The organism is Streptomyces venezuelae (genome assembly GCF_008642295.1).
Classification (GTDB): Bacteria; Actinomycetota; Actinomycetes; order Streptomycetales; family Streptomycetaceae; genus Streptomyces; species Streptomyces venezuelae_C.
This window is the reverse complement of record NZ_CP029190.1, coordinates 3,884,300-3,901,531: the sequence shown is the minus strand read 5'-3', so window position 1 is coordinate 3,901,531 and position 17,232 is coordinate 3,884,300. Positions and strand designations below refer to the sequence as shown.

19 protein-coding genes and 2 pseudogenes are annotated in these 17,232 nt (G+C 69.1%); 16 read left to right on the top strand and 5 right to left on the bottom strand.

Features of this window, described 5'->3' with window-relative positions; all coding sequences use genetic code 11:
* Positions 1–283: 283 nt before the first annotated feature.
* Positions 284–553, top strand: a complete 270-nt coding sequence (locus tag DEJ50_RS17320) for a hypothetical protein (protein WP_030036119.1) — start codon at positions 284–286, stop codon at positions 551–553.
* Between the two features lie 32 nt (positions 554–585).
* Positions 586–1,098, top strand: coding sequence for a hypothetical protein (locus tag DEJ50_RS35435; RefSeq protein WP_317852546.1), 513 nt, complete (start codon positions 586–588; stop codon positions 1,096–1,098).
* Between the two features lie 244 nt (positions 1,099–1,342).
* Here the strand turns inward: DEJ50_RS35435 and DEJ50_RS17305 are convergent, their stop codons facing one another.
* Entirely contained in the window at positions 1,343–2,713 is a 1,371-nt protein-coding gene (locus tag DEJ50_RS17305) for an FAD-binding oxidoreductase (RefSeq protein ID WP_150208886.1), read from the bottom strand.
* Between the two features lie 780 nt (positions 2,714–3,493).
* Between DEJ50_RS17305 and DEJ50_RS17300 the strand changes: the two genes are divergently transcribed.
* Entirely contained in the window at positions 3,494–3,694 is a 201-nt protein-coding gene (locus DEJ50_RS17300; RefSeq protein WP_150208885.1) for a hypothetical protein, read from the top strand.
* A 149-nt stretch (positions 3,695–3,843) separates the two neighbouring features.
* Here DEJ50_RS17300 and DEJ50_RS17295 read toward each other — a convergent pair whose 3' ends face one another.
* Positions 3,844–4,341: a DUF5994 family protein gene (locus DEJ50_RS17295; protein WP_150208884.1), complete on the bottom strand. Its 498-nt coding sequence runs from the start codon at positions 4,339–4,341 to the stop codon at positions 3,844–3,846.
* A gap of 284 nt (positions 4,342–4,625) precedes the next feature.
* On the opposite strand from DEJ50_RS17295, the gene DEJ50_RS17290 reads away from it, so the two are divergent.
* From DEJ50_RS17290 to DEJ50_RS17275, 4 genes and pseudogenes are all read left to right on the top strand, one after another.
* Positions 4,626–5,201, top strand: coding sequence for a DUF5994 family protein (locus tag DEJ50_RS17290; RefSeq protein ID WP_150208883.1), 576 nt, complete (start codon positions 4,626–4,628; stop codon positions 5,199–5,201).
* Positions 5,202–5,206: 5 nt separating this feature from the next.
* Positions 5,207–5,395, top strand: coding sequence for a hypothetical protein (locus DEJ50_RS17285; RefSeq protein WP_150208882.1), 189 nt, complete (start codon positions 5,207–5,209; stop codon positions 5,393–5,395).
* A 94-nt stretch (positions 5,396–5,489) separates the two neighbouring features.
* Positions 5,490–5,756 carry a hypothetical protein gene (locus tag DEJ50_RS17280; protein WP_190344549.1) on the top strand — a complete coding sequence of 89 codons (267 nt, stop codon included), beginning with the start codon at positions 5,490–5,492 and terminating at the stop codon, positions 5,754–5,756.
* 50 nt (positions 5,757–5,806) lie between these two features.
* Positions 5,807–6,092, top strand: a pseudogene (locus DEJ50_RS17275) (hypothetical protein).
* 163 nt (positions 6,093–6,255) lie between these two features.
* On the opposite strand, the gene DEJ50_RS17270 reads toward DEJ50_RS17275, so the two are convergent.
* A complete protein-coding gene (locus DEJ50_RS17270) occupies positions 6,256–7,524 on the bottom strand; it encodes an ATP-binding protein (protein WP_150208881.1) in 1,269 nt (422 codons plus the stop codon).
* Positions 7,525–7,813: 289 nt separating this feature from the next.
* Here DEJ50_RS17270 and DEJ50_RS17265 point away from each other — a divergent pair, with 289 nt between their 5' ends.
* Complete coding sequence (locus tag DEJ50_RS17265; protein ID WP_150208880.1) at positions 7,814–9,022, top strand: PP2C family protein-serine/threonine phosphatase; 1,209 nt, start codon at positions 7,814–7,816, stop codon at positions 9,020–9,022.
* 228 nt (positions 9,023–9,250) lie between these two features.
* Positions 9,251–10,546 (top strand): alpha/beta fold hydrolase, encoded by a 1,296-nt coding sequence (locus DEJ50_RS35430; RefSeq protein WP_150208879.1) that lies wholly within the window; start codon positions 9,251–9,253, stop codon positions 10,544–10,546.
* Positions 10,547–10,716: 170 nt separating this feature from the next.
* Here the strand turns inward: DEJ50_RS35430 and DEJ50_RS34715 are convergent, their stop codons facing one another.
* Complete coding sequence (locus DEJ50_RS34715) at positions 10,717–10,935, bottom strand: hypothetical protein (protein WP_317852592.1); 219 nt, start codon at positions 10,933–10,935, stop codon at positions 10,717–10,719.
* 11 nt (positions 10,936–10,946) lie between these two features.
* Here DEJ50_RS34715 and DEJ50_RS34710 point away from each other — a divergent pair.
* From DEJ50_RS34710 to DEJ50_RS17220, 7 genes and pseudogenes are all read left to right on the top strand, one after another.
* Positions 10,947–11,323 (top strand): annotated as a pseudogene (locus tag DEJ50_RS34710) (mobilization protein); the annotation flags it as partial.
* Between the two features lie 535 nt (positions 11,324–11,858).
* Positions 11,859–12,062, top strand: coding sequence for a cold-shock protein (locus tag DEJ50_RS17245; RefSeq protein ID WP_150208878.1), 204 nt, complete (start codon positions 11,859–11,861; stop codon positions 12,060–12,062).
* Between the two features lie 311 nt (positions 12,063–12,373).
* Entirely contained in the window at positions 12,374–13,891 is a 1,518-nt protein-coding gene (locus DEJ50_RS17240; protein ID WP_150208877.1) for a DEAD/DEAH box helicase, read from the top strand.
* Between the two features lie 46 nt (positions 13,892–13,937).
* The gene (locus DEJ50_RS17235; RefSeq protein WP_150208876.1) at positions 13,938–14,342 is read left to right on the top strand and encodes a CBS domain-containing protein; all 405 of its coding nucleotides are present in this window, start codon (positions 13,938–13,940) and stop codon (positions 14,340–14,342) included.
* 48 nt (positions 14,343–14,390) lie between these two features.
* Positions 14,391–14,699: an SCO5918 family protein gene (locus DEJ50_RS17230; protein ID WP_150208875.1), complete on the top strand. Its 309-nt coding sequence runs from the start codon at positions 14,391–14,393 to the stop codon at positions 14,697–14,699.
* Positions 14,700–15,611: 912 nt separating this feature from the next.
* Positions 15,612–15,950, top strand: a complete 339-nt coding sequence (locus DEJ50_RS17225; RefSeq protein ID WP_150208874.1) for a MerR family transcriptional regulator — start codon at positions 15,612–15,614, stop codon at positions 15,948–15,950.
* A 239-nt stretch (positions 15,951–16,189) separates the two neighbouring features.
* Positions 16,190–16,411, top strand: coding sequence for a CarD family transcriptional regulator (locus tag DEJ50_RS17220; RefSeq protein ID WP_150208873.1), 222 nt, complete (start codon positions 16,190–16,192; stop codon positions 16,409–16,411).
* A gap of 241 nt (positions 16,412–16,652) precedes the next feature.
* Here DEJ50_RS17220 and DEJ50_RS34705 read toward each other — a convergent pair whose 3' ends face one another.
* Positions 16,653–17,228 carry a M23 family metallopeptidase gene (locus DEJ50_RS34705; protein ID WP_223837789.1) on the bottom strand — a complete coding sequence of 192 codons (576 nt, stop codon included), beginning with the start codon at positions 17,226–17,228 and terminating at the stop codon, positions 16,653–16,655.
* Positions 17,229–17,232: the final 4 nt, after the last annotated feature.

Here is a 17,232-nt window from a genome sequence, read left to right as displayed (position 1 = left end):
TTGTTTGTTGTCTCAACCTATCCGGACCCGCGTGCCATTCGCGTGCCCCAACTCGCAGGAATGTCCCACCCAGAGGGCCTTTCGCGTGCCACCGGCACCCGCACTCCGCGAGCCGCCCAAGGTGCCGCTTGACCTCGACAGAGAGGAAGGACGGCAGGTCGCCCGCGCACACACCAGCCGCTGGACTCGGAGTCGCCCTCGATGGGAGATCTTCGCTTTCAAGCAGGGCTCTTAACGACAAGTAATCCTTGCGATTTACCGGCGTGGGGCCCACACTCTTCCCATGACCGACAAACCCCGCACCCGAGCTCCGCAGGCCGCCCTGACCGACAGGCAGAAGCTCGAACTGGACCGGGCGAAGAAGGCCGCCGACGACGCCGTCGCGCACTTCCGTGAGACCGCGGGGCGTATCGCCGTAGACCTCGGCCGCGGCGGAGCTCCGGCCGTCGCCAGGCACATGGAGTGGACACCCCAGTACGCGTCCGCCCTCGCCGCCGCCTACAAGGCCAAGCAGGCCGCCCAGGGCAGCGGGAGCGAGGAGGTGGCGGCCTGACGACCGCCCCCAGGCCGTCAGGCATCCCGCCCATGCCCGAGCGGAACACGAAGGCGTTGCGCGCCGCGATCGCCGAGCACACACCGCAGCTCCTCACCGACTTCGATACCCACTGGAAGTGGGCCATCGGCGACGCTCACGACATCGCCCCGGTACCGGCGTTCCTCGCCCAGTGGTGGGCCGAGTTCGCCATCGCCCGCGATCCCGCGCTCGACCGGCACATCCACGATCTGGAAAACCGGGCAGCCGACGCGACGACGAACGCCGAAGCCACGCAGTTGCTCACGCAGGCCGCTGCCCAAGCCGGTCCGCGACCTGATCGACAGCATCCGAGCCGAACTGGTCACCGCCGAGGACCCCTATTTCCGTGGCATCGACAACATCCCGGATCTCCCGCCCGGCTGCCGTATCGCGCCGCTTCGGTCGACGGTGCCGAACGGGCTGTACGTCTGCTAATTCGATCACGGCCGGGGCTGGATCCACTACACGTTCACCCGACGCACCGCCGACCCTCAGATCATCGTCAGGAGGTGTTCTGGCAGTGACCTGCCGCTTTCCCGTACACCTGTCCGCTCGGTGGACCAGACAACAGCACCCTCGGGAATCCAGCCCGCGCGAAAGCCGTGCCACAACGTGCCAGTAGGGGCGGTGAACAGCGGTCAGCAAAAAGGCCAACGAGGCGGCCAGATCCGAGCAGGAAGGGATTGTTTCCGCAGGTCAGGGCATACGCGCACCCCAGGGCCGAGGGGAGCGCATTGCGGCCACCGTGGGCAGCGGGCTCGAACGGCGCTACGGCTTGATGTTCTGGTTCACATGGAACAGATTGCCAGGGTCGTACACCTTCTTGACCTCGACAAGGCGTTCGTAGTTGCCACGGTAGTTGGCCCTGGTCCGGTCCTGGTCGTCTTCGGCCATGAAGTTGATGTACCCGCCCTCCTCCGAGTGCGGGGCGGTCGCCTGGTAGTAGTCGCGCACCCAGGCGATGTTGGCCTCGTTGTCGGCGGGGTCCGGCCACATTCCGGCGATGACAGTGGCGAACGTGGCGTTCCGGTAGGCGAAGGCCGTCGCGTCCGATGCCACGCGGTGGCAGGCGCCGTTGATCGGGTAGATGTGCACGGTCGAGCTGACGGCGGGTAGCAGAGGCCCGTGCTCAAGATGCGCCGTGATCGCCGCGTCACTCAGTTCGGTGACGAAGTTGGCCTTCCAGTAGTGCTGCAGGCCGGGTGGTACCAGCGCGTCGAACGCGCTGTTGAGCGCCGGATACGGCATCGGGCCGACGTGCTCGGCGACCACCGGCGCGATGTCGCGGAACCACTGGACCGCGCGCTCTCCCTCGTCCATCGGTCCGGCCCAGCACGCCACGATCAGGATGAAGGTGTCGCCGTGCCGGTTCTCTGGGATGAAGGGCAGTGGAGGGGCGATCTGGAAGGCGGGGAACCCGCCCAGTTCCTCCGGGGCGTCGGCGATGAGTTCACGGAACGCGCGCAGAACCGTGCCGGCGTCCTCCAACTCGTAGAGGAGGGGCCCACCGTAGATGTCCTTGACCGGACTGAGCTGGAACTCGAACGAGGTCACCGCGCCGAAGTTGCCGCCGCCACCCCGGATGGCCCAGAACAGGTCGTCGTGTTCCTTCTCGCTCGCGACGAGGAGCGTGCCGTCCGCGGTCACCACATCGGCCGAGATCAGGTTGTCGCAGCTCAGACCCAGGCCGCGGGCGAGATAGCCGATGCCGCCACCGAGGGTGAGCCCCGCGACACCGGTCGTGGAGATGATCCCGCCCGTGGTCGCCAGACCGAACGCGTGCGCCGCCGCGTTGAAGTCGCCCCAGGTCGCTCCGCCATCCACACGCGCGGTCCGCCGCTCGGGATCAACGCGCACGCCTCGCATACCGGACAGGTCGGCAACCACGCCGTCGTCGCAGGTCCCGAAGCCGGGCACGCTGTGCCCACCGCCACGCACCGCGAGATCCAGCTCGTTGTCCCTCGCGAAGCCGACCGTGGCCATGACATCGCCCGCGTTGACGCAGTGCACGACCGCAGCCGGGCGCCGGTCGACCATGGCGTTGTAGACCTTGCGTGCCTCGTCATAGCCGTCGCTGTCAGGGGTGACCACTGCCCCCCGTACTCGTTCCCGCAGCTGTTCGATCGATGAGTTGCCCATAGTCACTCCTCGCGAGTCACTCCTCGCGCGCGTCATTGCCGCGTGATCCGGAGGGCACGGCCCTACCCACCGGTCGGCCTTCACTCCCGGCCAAGCCGTGCGCCCATTTGCCTCTCGGGCTGATCTGATTCCACGCTACGCCGCTGAGACGGAGCCTCAACTCGGCGGCCTCGGGAGGTGGCGGAGGACATCCGGGGCGGCGGCGCCCAGACGCCGGCCTGCTCCCCGGCCGTGACACCGCTCCAACCCGGCGTGCCCCAACCGTGCCCTTCAGAGCGGTGAACAACGGTCACCGCTGGCGCCAGGCGCACCCTCGGAAACCGACCCCGGCGGGCGAAGTGGCAGGTCAGCGCCTTACACGGCGCTATGGCGTCGTTGATTCCCAAGCTTATAGCGCGGGTTCGATTCCCGTCATCCGCTCCACGACAAAGCCCCAGGTCACAGACCTGGGGCTTGTTTTTGTTGTCCAGATCCCTCTGGGCTCTCATGCCATTCGCGTGCCGCAAGTGCCCTCGTAGGGCTTCAGGTTGGGCCCCGGGCGCTACTCGATGTCGAGTGGCCGCCCTCCGGTCAGTCGCCTTTCACGCTGAGGCCGACGGGCGGGGTGCGGATCGCGTCCCCCTCGGCGCTGGAGGGATGGCCAGCCTTCCGACGCTGCCACTGGGGAGGGACGTCATCCGTCTGCCTCGCGTCGCAGTCGACATGATGCGGGCCGTCGCTCTGCGTGTCAGCGTGATCCGAGAGGAATCCGTACCCCAGTTATCAAGAGGAGTCGCCGTCATGGACGGTAGGCAGGACAAGCGTCAGGAGTCGGGCAAGGGCCGCGAGGCGCAGGAACACCATCGCCCCGGAGACCCCGCGCAGCCCCGGCCGGACAAGTCGTCCCGCGAGAAGGGACAGAAGCCCGGCCCGAAGGAGACCTCGCGCCGCCGTGAGGACGACCTGCTGCGCGAAGAGGACCTGCACGACGAGGGGCTCTGACCAGCGCACGACTCGCCCACACGCCCAGCGCCCGGCCGGTTCACAGTCACTTCGGCCGGGCTCTGTGGCATCCCGCCCGACACCGGAGGAGACCGGGCCGCCCGCCACGGTCGCGCCGCGCTCTCGGCTCGGCCGCTGAGGATTCGCGGTCAGCCTGCCGCATCGGCGCTGTCCTCAGGTTCGGGTGTGGTGGCGATGAGGATCTGAGCGGCCTGCGTGATGTTGTCGGCGCGGACGGCGCGGGCCATGGCTTCGCGGGCGGCGTCGGCGGTGGTGTCCGGGGGAACCACCAGCAGGGCGAAGTGGTCGTTGGGGCCGCGCGTGACAAGGACGGTGTCGTCGCCGACCGGGTCGGAGTCGACATGCACGACCTGGTCGTCGATGACCAGCCGGGTCGGGAGGCCGTTCCAGGCGGACGCGTCCAAGCCCACGCGGGTAATCGGGCCGAGATGCCCGGTCAACACGCTGATCAGCGCGGGCAGCTCGGTCTCGATGGCGCGGGTGCGCGGCCACCACGCGCCGTCCAGGAGTCCTTCCCGGGACCGCGTGGTCTCCAGCCGCAGCAGTGCCGTACCCGGTTTGATCGCCTGGTGGATCGCATCCGGCAGGAGCAGTGGGGGCGTGTGGGGGGTGTCGGAGTCAGCCATGTGGGTCCGCCCGTCTACGGGGTGCGGCCGTACTGTGTTGCAGGTCGGCACCAATGCGGTGCGGTCGGGCGACGTGCGTGGGCCTGCCGTCCTTTCACGGTACTCCCGCCGCCCGCTCCACCGCCCGCCGCAAAATACCTGCTCAGGCCGGTCACAGTCCGCCGAACAGGCGTACAGTGAAAGCACCGGAAGTACTTCGCACACCGGCTTTCACGCGGGTGTCATTTCCGGCGATCGCCTAAAAACCGGGCTGCCGACGGGCAGTCCGGGGGCAGGTCCACATCATGACCACGACCCTCGACCGGACCGCGCCCCGCGACCTCGCCGCAGAGCTTCCGGCTCGTTTGTCCCTCACCCCGAAGAGCACGCTCGCCGGCCAGTTGGACGGTGCCTGGTGGCCCTACTCCCGAGACCTCGAAGCCGAGCTCCCGGTGCTGCTGGCTGCCCTGGACGAGCCGTGGGGCCGCATCACCCGCGTCACCGTGAACCCCACCCGCTGGCCCGTCGTACCGCACACCGTGCCCATGGTCGGGCGCACGCTGCACGTGGGCTGGTTCACCGAACAGGACCCCGACAAGCTGATCCTGCTCTCCTACACCGTCGGCCGCTGGGACCTCCTCGTCATCCCGCCCGAGACCGCACCCGCAGCTGCGGCCCGCCTGATGGCCGCCGCGACGATACCGGGCAGCGTCCTCACTCCGGGCGTGCTGATGGCCAACGAAGCCGCCATCGGGCGCGGCATCCGCGATGCCCGCCTCCGGGAAGACACCTGGGATGGCGAAGGCGGGGCATGCGTGTACCCCTTCGGGAACCCGATGGACCGAAGCACCCTCCCACTGCCCGGAAACGGCTGGAGGTGAGCTTCGTGGAGACCGTCGTCCTCATCGCGGTGATCATCCTCGCGATCGCCATCGGAATGCGCTGGATCCACCTGCTGAACGCCCAGCACGACGCGCGGATCGAGGCCTACCGCTTCAGTGCCCCCCTGCCGAGACCTGCCGGTCTGCCGGACGACACCGGTCGTCGAGCCCACCACACGGGTGCCGACCGGTGAGGAACAGACCTTCCTCCGACCGGGGGCAGCGGTCGGGGCGCCACGGTGCCCCGACCTGCCGACCTCTCGCCCACCCTGAAGGGAATACGCCCACGTGAAGTACATCGAGACCCAGGCACTGCCGTCGCCCGGACACGCCGAGGTACGGATCATCGCGCACACGCCCGAAGCCGCCCGAGCGGTCGCGGAAGCCCTTCGCCGCTGCTTCGCCGGAGCGGAACAGCGCAGCTACCCCGGCCTCGACGGCGACACCCGCCTCCACCTCACCGTGGACACGGCAAAACCCGCCGGCTCCGCCCGCTCGTGGCTGGCCGCCAGTAGGCCCCCCGCCGGCACCGGCGCCCACTCCGACGAGGTCTGAGAAGCCCCGGCGGGCCCCGGAGCGCACCCCTCACGCGAGAGGACGCGGTCATGGCCACACTGCGCGAACGCAAGACCTACCGCGAACAGGTGCTCCGGGTCCTGTACGAAGCCGTCGAGGGCAACCGCCTCCTCGGCATCACCGGAGCGCAGCTGCGGCGCGACCTCCACGTGCCGGAACAGGACCTGGCCGCCGCCTGCACCTACCTGGCGGGCGAAAGGCTGATCAACGTCGACTGGGGGCCGGGCAACACCCCCCGCGATGGTCACCCTTACCCACGAGGGAATCCGGCGCATGGAGGCCGAGGAGGAAGGGACGGCCACGGGCCCGGCCTGATCCGGAAGAGAAGGCCTGCAGTCACGGATCGTTTGGGAGTGCGCCCAGAGTGGTCACCACGTCCCGGTGTTCCGAGGAAGATCACCGACGCGGATGTCGAGCGGGTGATCGTCAAGACCCGCTGGCGCATCCGCGGTTCCACCTGCACTTCACGTCACTAGAACTAGATGCGGGCGAACTCCTCGGTCTGGTGGGCGAACTCCTGGGCCATGGCCGCGCTGACCGTGGGCCTGGTGTCGCCGATGGTGCCCAGGTAGTCCTCGGTGGTGGGGCGGACCCGGGTTCCGGTGTCGAAGGTGCGCTCGAACTGGACCTGGGAAACGGTACGCGCCACATGGGCGATGTCGGCAGGGGTGAACCCCTCGCTGGCGGCTGCCAGCACAGCGCTGTCGGCCTCCGCGCCCGCTCGGGCCAGGTAGCTCTCCCACAGTGCGGTCCTGGCGCGGTCGTCGGGCGGGCCGATCGGCAGCACGTAGTCGAAACGGCCGTGCCGCAGGAACGCGGAATCGAGCGTGGTCACGTCGTTCGTGGCGCAGACGAGCAGCCGCCCGTCCTGGCCCCGGAACCGGACGATCGCCTTGAGCAGTTCGTTGACGACACCGACCGCGGTCGCGTCCGCACCGCTCCGGGCCCCCGCGATCTCCTCGACCTCGTCGATGAAGACCAGCACGTGGTCGAGCCGGGCGATCTCGTCGAAGCGCCGGTTCAGCCCGGTGGCCAGCCCGTACTCGGCGGCCAGCCGGGCGGGGAACAGTTCGAGGAACGGCCATCCCAGACGGCTGGCGATCGCGTGCGCGAACGTGCTCTTCCCCGTCCCTGGCGGCCCGAACAGCATCACCGCCCGCGGCAGCTCCACTCCGTGCTGGGCGGCCATTTCGGGATGGGCCAGGGGCAGGACCAGGCGCCGCTCGATGAGCTCCTTCTCCTTCTGCATGCCCGCGACCTTCTGCCACAGTCCCCCGCGCGGCAGCTCCGCTCCCAGCGACGCGAGCATGCTGACCGCATGAGGGGCCACTCGCCCGCGCTTCTCGAAGAAGACCAGGCCCGGACGGGCGCCGAAGCCGCAGTTGTGCAGGGCAGTGGCACCGGTCTCACCTTCGGGCAGGACCGCGTGCACCGCGCGGACACCACCGGAGAACAGCCGGTGCTCCAGGGCCGTGATGAGATCGCTGCCCAGCCCCTGGTGCCGCCAGGCAGGGGCCATGCTGATGCGCAGGATCCACGCCCGGTCTCCGTCCACCCTGCTCACGGCAGCGCCGACCACCTCCTCGTCCGCGGTGGCCACCACCGCCGGGTGGAGGGCTTGGAGGGCCGCCACGGCGTCCGAGAGCGGAAAGAGCGGTGATTCTTCGGCCGTACCGCTCTCCGCGTCGACTCGGATCACCGCTTCGAAATCGTCCTGGGTGTAGTCCCTGACACGCAAACCCGTCATGGTCAGCTCCGCGTGTTCGGTCGTACTCCCATCATCGGCCGTTGTCCGCCGGACCCGCACATCGGCCCCTTCAGGCCAGCGGCACTGGACGGCACGGCGACACCTCACGGCAGCAGAGCCCGCCTCGGTTGCCGTCCTCCGCTCCATGGCGAAGCCCCGGGTCAGCGACATCGGGCTGGTTTGTCGCCAGACGGCTCCCTTCACCACCGCCGGCCGGAAAGATGCATCCTGGAGGCAACGCCGCCCGTGCAGCCGGACGCCGGCCCGCCGCCCGGTTGGAGGCAACAGGATGACCGTCGGAAGGCGCGGAGACGCCGGAGACCCGGACCGATCGGAGAGCTTCGGGGAGGAACTGCTCGGGGTGCTCCTGGACGGGGCGCACGAGCTGCCGCCGGCCATGGTCGGCCCGCTCGTCGCCGAGACGGTGGCCCGGATGGGGGGCCGCGAACCACAGATCCTGCTCCAGGACTACGGACAGCAACAGCTGGTCCCGCTATCCACTGGCAGCGTGGCCGCCGGCGATCCGCAGCCCATCGACCGGTCCGAAGCCGGCCGGTGCTTCCTGGAGTCACGTCCCGTCGAAGTCCTGACGCCCGACGGCATACGGGTTCACCTGCCCCTGCTGGACGGCGGCGACCAGGTGGGGGTCCTCGCGGTCACCCTGGACGGGCTCGACTACGACGCCCGCCGCCTCCTGCGCAGGATCGCGGTCCTGACGGCCGACCTGCTGCAGACCAAGAACGGCTACACCGACCTCTTCTTCCGGACCCGCCGCAGTGAACCGATGAGCGTGGCCGCGGAGATCCAGTGGTCCCTGCTGCCCCCGCTGTCGATGGTGATGCCGCGCGTCGCGGTCGCCGGAGTCCTGGAGCCCGCCTACGCCGTGGCGGGGGACAGCTTCGACTACGCCCTGAACGGCGACGTCCTGCACCTCGCCATGGTCGACGCCATGGGGCACGGCCTGGACGCGGCCACGATGGCCACGGTGGCCATCGGCGCGTACCGCCACGCCCGCCGGATCAGCATCGAACTGTCCGAGATCTACCTCTTCATGGACCGGGCCGTCGCCGAGCAGTTCGACGCGGACCATTTCGTGACCGCGCAGATGACGCGCCTGGACACGGACACGGGACGCCTCCAGTGGGTCAACGCGGGGCATCCTGCGCCGATGCTGATCCGCGCACACCGCGTCGTACGCCGTCTGGACAGCCCCACAACCCTCCCCGTCGGCTTCGGAGGGGACCAGCCACAGGTCAGCGCGGTGGCGCTGGAGCCGGGCGACCGCGTGCTCTGCTTCACCGACGGCCTGATCGAAGAACACGAAATCGGGCAGGAACAGTTCGGCGAGGAGCAGCTGATCGACTGGGTGAATCAGCTGGAGCAGGCTGACCAGGGGATCCGCGCGGTGGCCCGGGACCTGTCCCACACCCTCATGCGGGCACGCGGCGAAACCACCTCGGACGACGCGACGCTCGTCCTGTTCGAGTGGCGCGGATGACGGAAGGCCGTGACCCAACGTGCCAGCGTCCCCGCCGTGGTCACACTGACCCACCATGGCATCCGGCTCATGGAGGCCGAGGAGGAGAAACGCGGCTGGATCGGGGTTCGGATCCGTACGACGTAGAGCTTGGCGAGCTGATAGTGCCCGGTTTCCCTGTACGCCGTTGGGGCGAAGCCGCCGGCCGGCGGGATTCCGGGGCCGGCCCGACAACAGAGACCCAACATCGTGGCAAACCGTGGAGCAGCAATCGTCGTTCCGTACGAGGTCCAGGGCAGCGGTCCGGAGCAGGTCATCGCACTCCACCACTGGCTCAGCGACAGGTCGAGTTTCGGCGATCTGCGGCAGCACCTGGACGGAGGCGCGTTCAGCTACGCGTTCGTGGACTGCCGTGGGTACGGCGAGGCGATGGACACCCCCGGCACGTACACGATGGAGGAAATCGCGGCGGACGCCCTCGCCGTGGCCGACGACCTCGGCTGGGACACCTTCGCGGTCATCGGTCACTCCATGGGCGGCAAGGCGGCCCAGCAGCTGTTGCTGGACGCTCCCTCGCGGATCCGCTCGATCATCGGCATCTCGCCCGTGCCCGCGTCCGGGTTCCCGCTCGAAGGGGAGATGTGGGAGCTGTTCGTCGGGGCCGTGGAGGATTCCGGCAACCGCAGGACGATCTTCGACGCCCTCACCGGCAGTCGGCACGACGACGCGTGGCTGGACGCCAGGGTGAACGGCTCGGAACGCTCCTCGCAGACGGCCCTGCGCTCGTACCTCGAATCCTGGACGCGCGGCCCCGATATCCACGAGCTGGTCAAGGGAAACCCGACGCCAGTGCTTGTAGTGGCCGGTGCGAGCGACCCGGCGATGGGCCCCGACACCATGCGATCCACGTGGCTGCAGTGGTATCCGAACGCCGAGCTCGAGGTCTTCGACGACGCCGGTCACTTCGCCCCCGACGAAAGTCCGCAGGCCCTGGCGAGGGCGGTCGAGAGGTTCCTCGGCCGCTGGATGGCCAGGGCGGCCAAGCACTCTGAGGCAGCCGTTCTGGGCTGCAGGCCACAACCCAGAACGCCCTGTACCGTCCCGTTCTGGCGACGGTCGTGCAGGATCTGGCCAAGGGGACCAATCTTCCCGTCATGCTCCCAGCGGTGCGGTACATGGCCCGGATCGGGCATGCGGTTCAACCTGCCGCACAGTTTCATCGAAGGGCGGAGCACCGGGCCCGGCACACGGTCGAGCCATAGGCCCTCAGATCGCGGGACCCTTGCCCTTCAGCCCCGGAGCGGCCACTGCCCCGGTCGGCCGACGGCTCGGGCCGCACTGAAGCCTCCACCTCGGCTCCTCGGTACGCCGACATCGTCGTGGTGCCGTTTCCCCTGTGCACTCCACGGAAGGCCCGTGCCACAACGTGCCAGTAGGGGCGGTAAACAGCGGTCAGCAAGGGCTCATCGGAGCCACCCCGAGCAGGGACCATCGGCAGCCGTTTCCGCAGGTCAGATGCCGCGTGAAGGCTCAAGTGCCGGGTGATTCCCAAGCTTATAGCGCGGGTTCGATTCCCGTCATCCGCTCTTGAACGAAGGCCCTGGTCAGAGACCAGGGCCTTCGTCATTGTCTAGACCTCTCGGGGCCCGCGCGCCATTCGCGTGCCACAACTTCCCTAATGGGGCGTCAGGTTGTTGTCGTGCCCCGTGTGGGGATCACCTCGCCCGAGAAGTCCGGCCGGGCGTCGGCGACGGGAGCGGCGACACGCTCGCGCGAGTGGCGCCGGGAACCTGCCCGCGCAGCCCGCGGTCGGCGGGCACGCGCTGGAGCCGGACGGTGGCGTCGATATCGGCGGCGAGCCTGCGCTGGTGCTCCCTCGTGGAGTGCTGGTAGATCAGCTGGGCCCGCTCCGAGGACTGGCCCGCGCGGACCACGAGGTCCCGCCCTCGACCTGCGCGTAAAGCAAGCCGGCGACCGCACCCCCGACAAGCACGTCTGGCACTGCTCGGTCCGGGCAGCCCCCGAGGACCGGACGCTCTCGGACGAGGACTGGGCGGTGATCGCCCGCCGCGTCCTGAACGCCACCGGCATCGCCCCCGCAGGCGACCCCGACGCCTGCCGCTGGGTCGCCGTCCGCCACGCCGAGGACCACATCCCGACAAGGAACTCGCCGCCATCGAGAAGGAGTACGGCCTGCGGCAGCTCGTCCGTGGCGACCGCACCGCCGACGTACGCGGCTACAAGGTCGCCCTCCCGGGCGACGCCAACGCCAAGGGCGAGCCGGTCTGGTTCTCCGGCTCCACCCTCGCCCCCGACCTCTCCACGGGGCCGCGGCCCGCGTCGAACTCACCCTCCCCGAAACGGGCGTCCGCGGCGGCGCCGGCCCTTACGAGCCCGCGGCTGCTGCTCGGCCCCCGCCACCCTCACCATCGGCGCCCCTCCGCAGCCCGCAGCAGCGGCAACTCCTGAACCACCGCACCACCGGCCGAAAATAACCGAACTCGATCACGGCAGCCCCTGCGCTGTCCACGGAGCTACGCCCGGACCGTTGCGGTGGTTCGAGGGCAGCTCCGTCATGAATACCTGTGCTCGCGGCCTGAGGTTTTGACGACTATCGCGGAGAGGCTTTTTGCTGGCGACACCCGGGGAAAATATTCGACGCACAAATAATACGGAGACGTGCTACTGTCTATCTCAGTTGCAGTTTTGGTACCCAAAAACTTCGAGCACTCCCGTCGGCCGCGTGCCGCACGGAGGTGCTCTGTATTTTCCGGTCATTTTCCGGGCAGGGCATCATCGCGGCGACACGGCGTCCGTACGGTACGGACGCCGGTGTACTGCCCCAAGGAGATACGACATGGCTACTGGCACCGTGAAGTGGTTCAACGCGGAAAAGGGTTTCGGCTTCATCGAGCAGGACGGTGGCGGCGCTGACGTGTTCGCCCACTTCTCGAACATCGCCGCCTCGGGCTTCCGCGAGCTGCAGGAGGGTCAGAAGGTCACGTTCGACATCGCGCAGGGCCAGAAGGGCCCGACGGCCGAGAACATCGTCACCGTCTGACGCTGACGCGCATCTTGCAGCTGGGGCCCGCATCCCTCGGGGTGCGGGCCCCAGCTGCATTCATTTCCGCAGTGATTTCCCCTGCGGGAACACCGCCTCAAGGTACGCCACCCCCCTCTTCGGATCCGTACCCCTCGACGCCTCGGGTTCGATTTCACGCACATCCCTTTTCCGCCTGCGTCTCCACGAATTTACCGTGAGCCGCGTTCGCCGTAGCTTCTCGAATTCAATTCGGTCCGTACCCGCGATTCCGCATACTGCTCTCGTGCTGCGGAACTCCTCGATACGTGCCGTATCAAGGAAGGTTCTTCATGAACCGCACACGTACGAACAGCCGCTCCTCCCACGCCCGCCGCAGCAGCCCGCCCGCCGTCGGCGCCCCCTCCGGTTCGACCCGCGGCGGTCGCTTCGGTGGGTCGTCCGCCCCGAGCCGTTCGAGTGCTCCCCGCCCCTCGGGAGCTCAGGGCCGACGGTCCGCCCCGGTGCAGGGCGAGTTCGCCCTGCCGAAGACGATCACTCCGGCGCTGCCCGCCGTCGAGGCATTCGCCGATCTCGACATGCCGAGGACCCTGCTGGCCGCGCTCACCGCGCAGGGCGTGTCCGTACCGTTCCCCATCCAGGGGGCGACACTGCCCAACTCCCTGGCCGGCCGTGACGTCCTCGGCCGCGGCCGGACCGGCTCCGGAAAGACCCTCGCTTTCGGCCTGGCACTGCTTGCCCGCACCTCCGGACAGTTCGCCGAGCCCCGACAGCCGCTGGCCCTGGTCCTGGTCCCGACGCGGGAGCTCGCCCAGCAGGTCACGGATGCCCTCACCCCGTACGCCCGCGCCGTGAAGCTGCGCCTGGCCACCGTCGTCGGGGGCATGCCGATCAGCAGGCAGGCGAAGGCGCTGCGGAACGGCGTCGAGGTCGTCGTGGCCACCCCGGGGCGCCTCACAGACCTCATCGAGCGCGGCGACTGCCAGCTGAACCAGGTCGGGATCACCGTCCTGGACGAGGCCGACCAGATGACCGACATGGGCTTCATGCCGCAGGTCACCGCGCTGCTCAACCAGGTCAGGCCCGAGGGCCAGCGGATGCTGTTCTCCGCGACCCTGGACCGCAACGTCGACCTCCTGGTCCGCCGCTACCTCACCGACCCGGTCGTCCACTCCGTGGACCCCTCCCGGGGCGGGGTCACGACGATGGAGCACCACGTCCTGCACGTGCATGGCACTGACAAGCAGCGGCTGACCACGGAGATCGCGGCGCGCGACGGCCGGGTGATCATGTTCCTGGACACCAAGCACGCCGTGGACCGTCTCACCGAAGACCTCCTCGGCAGCGGCGTGCGGGCCGCCGCCCTGCACGGCGGGAAGACGCAGCCGCAGCGCGCCCGCACCCTGGCCTGGTTCAAGACCGGGCACGTCACCGTGCTGGTCGCCACGAACGTCGCGGCCCGCGGCATCCACGTCGACAACCTCGACCTCGTCGTCAACGTGGATCCGCCGACCGACCACAAGGACTATCTCCACCGCGGCGGGCGTACCGCCCGCGCGGGCGAGTCCGGCAGCGTCGTCACCCTCGTCACGCCCCAGCAGCGCCGCGCCATGAACCGTCTCATGCAGGACGCAGGCATCGTGCCCGAGACCAGCCGGGTCCGCTCGGGTGAGGCAGAGCTGATCCGCATCACCGGCGCCCGAGCCCCCTCCGGCATCCCGGTCACCATCACGGCACCGGCGCCCGAGCGCCCCAAGCGCAGCACGTCCTCCTCCCGCGGCCGTCGCGGCCCCGCCCCGGCCGCCCGGCGCACCGGCGCGCGTCGGCCCGCCTTCGCCGCGGCGGCCTGAGAACCACGTGATCCGGAGATTCGCCCATCTGTGCAGGAGGCATATTGTGACGCTGGTCCGGATGCAGCCCAACTCGACGAGCACCAGTACGGGACCCCAGACGGTCAACGACGTCATGGAGGTGGCCGGACCGCAGGTCTGCGATGACATGACGGTCGAAGTGGCCCTGGCCGTGATGGCCGGTGCGCGCACCGGCCATCTCCTCGTCTGCGACGAGCACGGCCTGTGCACCGGGCTGGTCACTCGGGCCCAGCTCATCGCCGTCCGTGACAGCGCCGCCTACAGCGACCGGATCCGGTTGCGAGCCGTACCCGGCGACCGCGGGTTCTTCACCTCACCCCTGACCACGACGGCCGAAGCCGAACGCGCGATGCGCCACCGCCGGCTCGACGTGCTGCCTGTCATCGACGAACAGGGCAGCGCCCTGGGCGTCCTCGCCCTGGCCCGCTGAACCGCCTCACCACGGCAGAACCCGCCCGCCCTCTCCCTGTGAGGCACCATGCGCTGTGTCATCGCCCGCTTCCCCTTCGACCTCACCAAGAGCGGCGTCCTGCAGTCCATGCAGGGCGTCAAGCCCGAGCCGGCCGTCGGCGAGACCGTGATCATCGGCCGCCGCACATACCCCGCCAAGCAGGTCGGCCAGGTCATCACCCGCCAGGACCGACGTGACTTCAGCGCCGGTGAAGTCCTCCGCGCCATGGCCAAGCTCGGCTTCACCTGCCGCACCCTCCCCCTGGACACCGGGCCCGCCCGCGGCCTCGACCCCCTCCGGCATGCTTCCGCGGCGCTCGGCTCCCCGGACGTCTGACCGGGGACAAGCAGGCGGGCGGTACCGCCGTGACGAGGGAGGGGCCCGACCGGCGCGTATGCCGGTCGGGCCCCTTCTCTTGTCGCACGGGGTTTCAGAAACGGTTCGGACGCCGGGTGGGACTCTCCCGCCGGGTGGAGCCGGCGCACGGTGCGGTCCGTCTCCTGCGCCACCGCTGGGGATCGATTACCTCGTCGCGGGACACGCGGAAATCTACATCGGCTGGAGTAGACATTAGCCAGTGGCGTCGCTATGGTTTCTTACGTAGCCGAGAAGGACAGCAGGGCCTGGCAGAGACGAACTGCCGGCAAGCAGTAGTTGCAGTACGCAGGACGGTGCGGCGGTGGAGTTCCGAAGCCAGGGTTGTTGCAGGACGGCGACGGGACTGGCGGCCGGACCGGGCGGCCCGCAGTGATCAGGGGACGCCACACCGGAATCGCGGTCATGGCAGATGCGGTACCGGTGAGTGCAGTGCGCGGTACACCGCAGTGAAGTCATCGAGCAGTGCCCCTGGTGAAGGCGTCGGCTGCGGACGCGCGCACCGGGAAGTTAGAGCGGCGCTGGCACAGGCCGCTGGGCAGTTCGCATCACCAGCAGTACACAGTAAAAGCAGTTCAGCAGTAAGCAGTACCCCGAAGTAGGCAGTTGATCACTGAGGGAAGAACGGAGGAACGGTCACCATAAGGATCGCCTGGACGGAAGTCTCGAGTCCGGGTACCGCAGGACATCGATAGTGAGGTGGTCTCCGGTCAAGCAACCGCGATCCCCGCACACCCGACAGCAATCAGGCCGGGTACGCGGACACAGAGGGCCGACGCGTTATCAGGGTCGGCACGTGGTGTAGAAGTTCCTTCGGGGCCCTGGTGCCGTACGGCACCAGGGCCCCTCCGCGCGTTCCAGAGAGAGGTGCAGATGACAGCAGACGACTCCTACGGCCGTCTCGACGACGACGACTACCCCGCCTACACGATGGGCCGGGCCGCCGAGATGCTCGGCACCACCCCCGCCTTCCTGCGAGCCCTGGGCGAACACCGTCTGATCACCCCGCTGCGTTCCGAGGGCGGCCATCGCCGCTACTCCCGCTACCAGCTGCGCATCGCCGCCCGGGCCCGTGAGATGGTCGACCAGGGCACCCCCATCGAAGCCGCCTGCCGCATCATCGTCCTCGAAGACCAGCTCGAGGAAGCCCAGCGCATCAACGCGGAGTACCGCCGCGCCGCCGAAACGCCCCGCCCGCCGACCGGGGCCTGAGGCGGTTCCGACCGCCGCCGGCATCGACCGGCGGGTGCGACTCGAGGGCATGGCAGAGGGTCGACCCACCTGCTCCGGGTGTTGTCCGGGCTTACGGCGAGGGTTTGGTTCCCGCCCTCCGCTCCACAGCGAAGCCCCAGGTCAGCGGCCTGGGGCTGTTGCCTGAACGAGACCTTCCCAGCTACTGCGCTGCGGACGTGAGCGGCGTAGAGGAGGTGCGTGGGCGCATACTGGCAGCAATGACAAAGCCCAGTGCACCGAAGCGCTATTTGCCCACCAGCCCCTTCAAGACCCCGGTCACGCTGCCTCCCAAGCAGTTCGCCGTAGGCGACCAGGTCACACACGACGTGCACGGCCTCGGCCGGGTCACCGGCATCGAGGACGGGATAGCGGTGAGCGTGGATTTCGGCTCGACGCAGCAACGGATCCTGAGTCCGTACGCCAAGATGAGCAAGCTGTAGGACCACCGCACCCGGTCACGTCACACCAGATCCGTTCACGGACCGCCAGGAAGAGGACCGCTCTCATCGACCCGACCGCCTGCGGGCTGGGTGGTCGGATGCGGGGATGCTGCGGCGGCGCTTAGGGCGCGGGTTCGATTCCCGTCATCCGCTCGTGAACGAAGGCCCTGGTCGGAGACCAGGGCCTTCGTCGTTGTCCGGGCCTCTCCGGACGTCCCCCGCCCGGGGCGGCCGGGGGCGGTCAAAACTCCAGCACCTCGCGGTCCAGCGGATACCGGGCGTGGTGGGGGCCGTCGTACGGGAAAGGCGTGATCGGGAGGACGCCGGTCGGCTGGGTGCCCAGGTTGTCGTCCCAGAGACGGGGTTCGACCTGGCCGACGACGCGGAACGTCCGGAAGGTGAACGGCGGGCTGTCGGTCGGGAAGGGCTCGGGCGTGGTCATCACCTGGAAGTGCAGGTGCGGCGTGGTCGAGTTGCCGCTGTTGCCGATCAGCCCGAGCACCCGGCCGGGTTCGACGTGGTCGCCTTCCCGGACCCTGAGCGAGCCGGGCGTCAGGTGGGCGTAGAGCAGGTAGCGGCCCGGCGCGACCTCCACGGTGACGTGGTTGCCGACGGTCTCCTCGATCGGCGGGACCGGCGGCGTGACGGGCGGCGTGTTGTCCGGGATCCCGTCCTGGACCTCCACCACCCTGCCGCCGGCCGCCGCCACGACGGGCTGCCGGTAGCTCAGGTAGCTGGTGAGCCGTGCGGGGTCGCCCTCCCAGGTCTGTCCCTGCTCGCCGACCTTGTACCAGTCGATCGCGAAGCGCTGCGGCACGTAG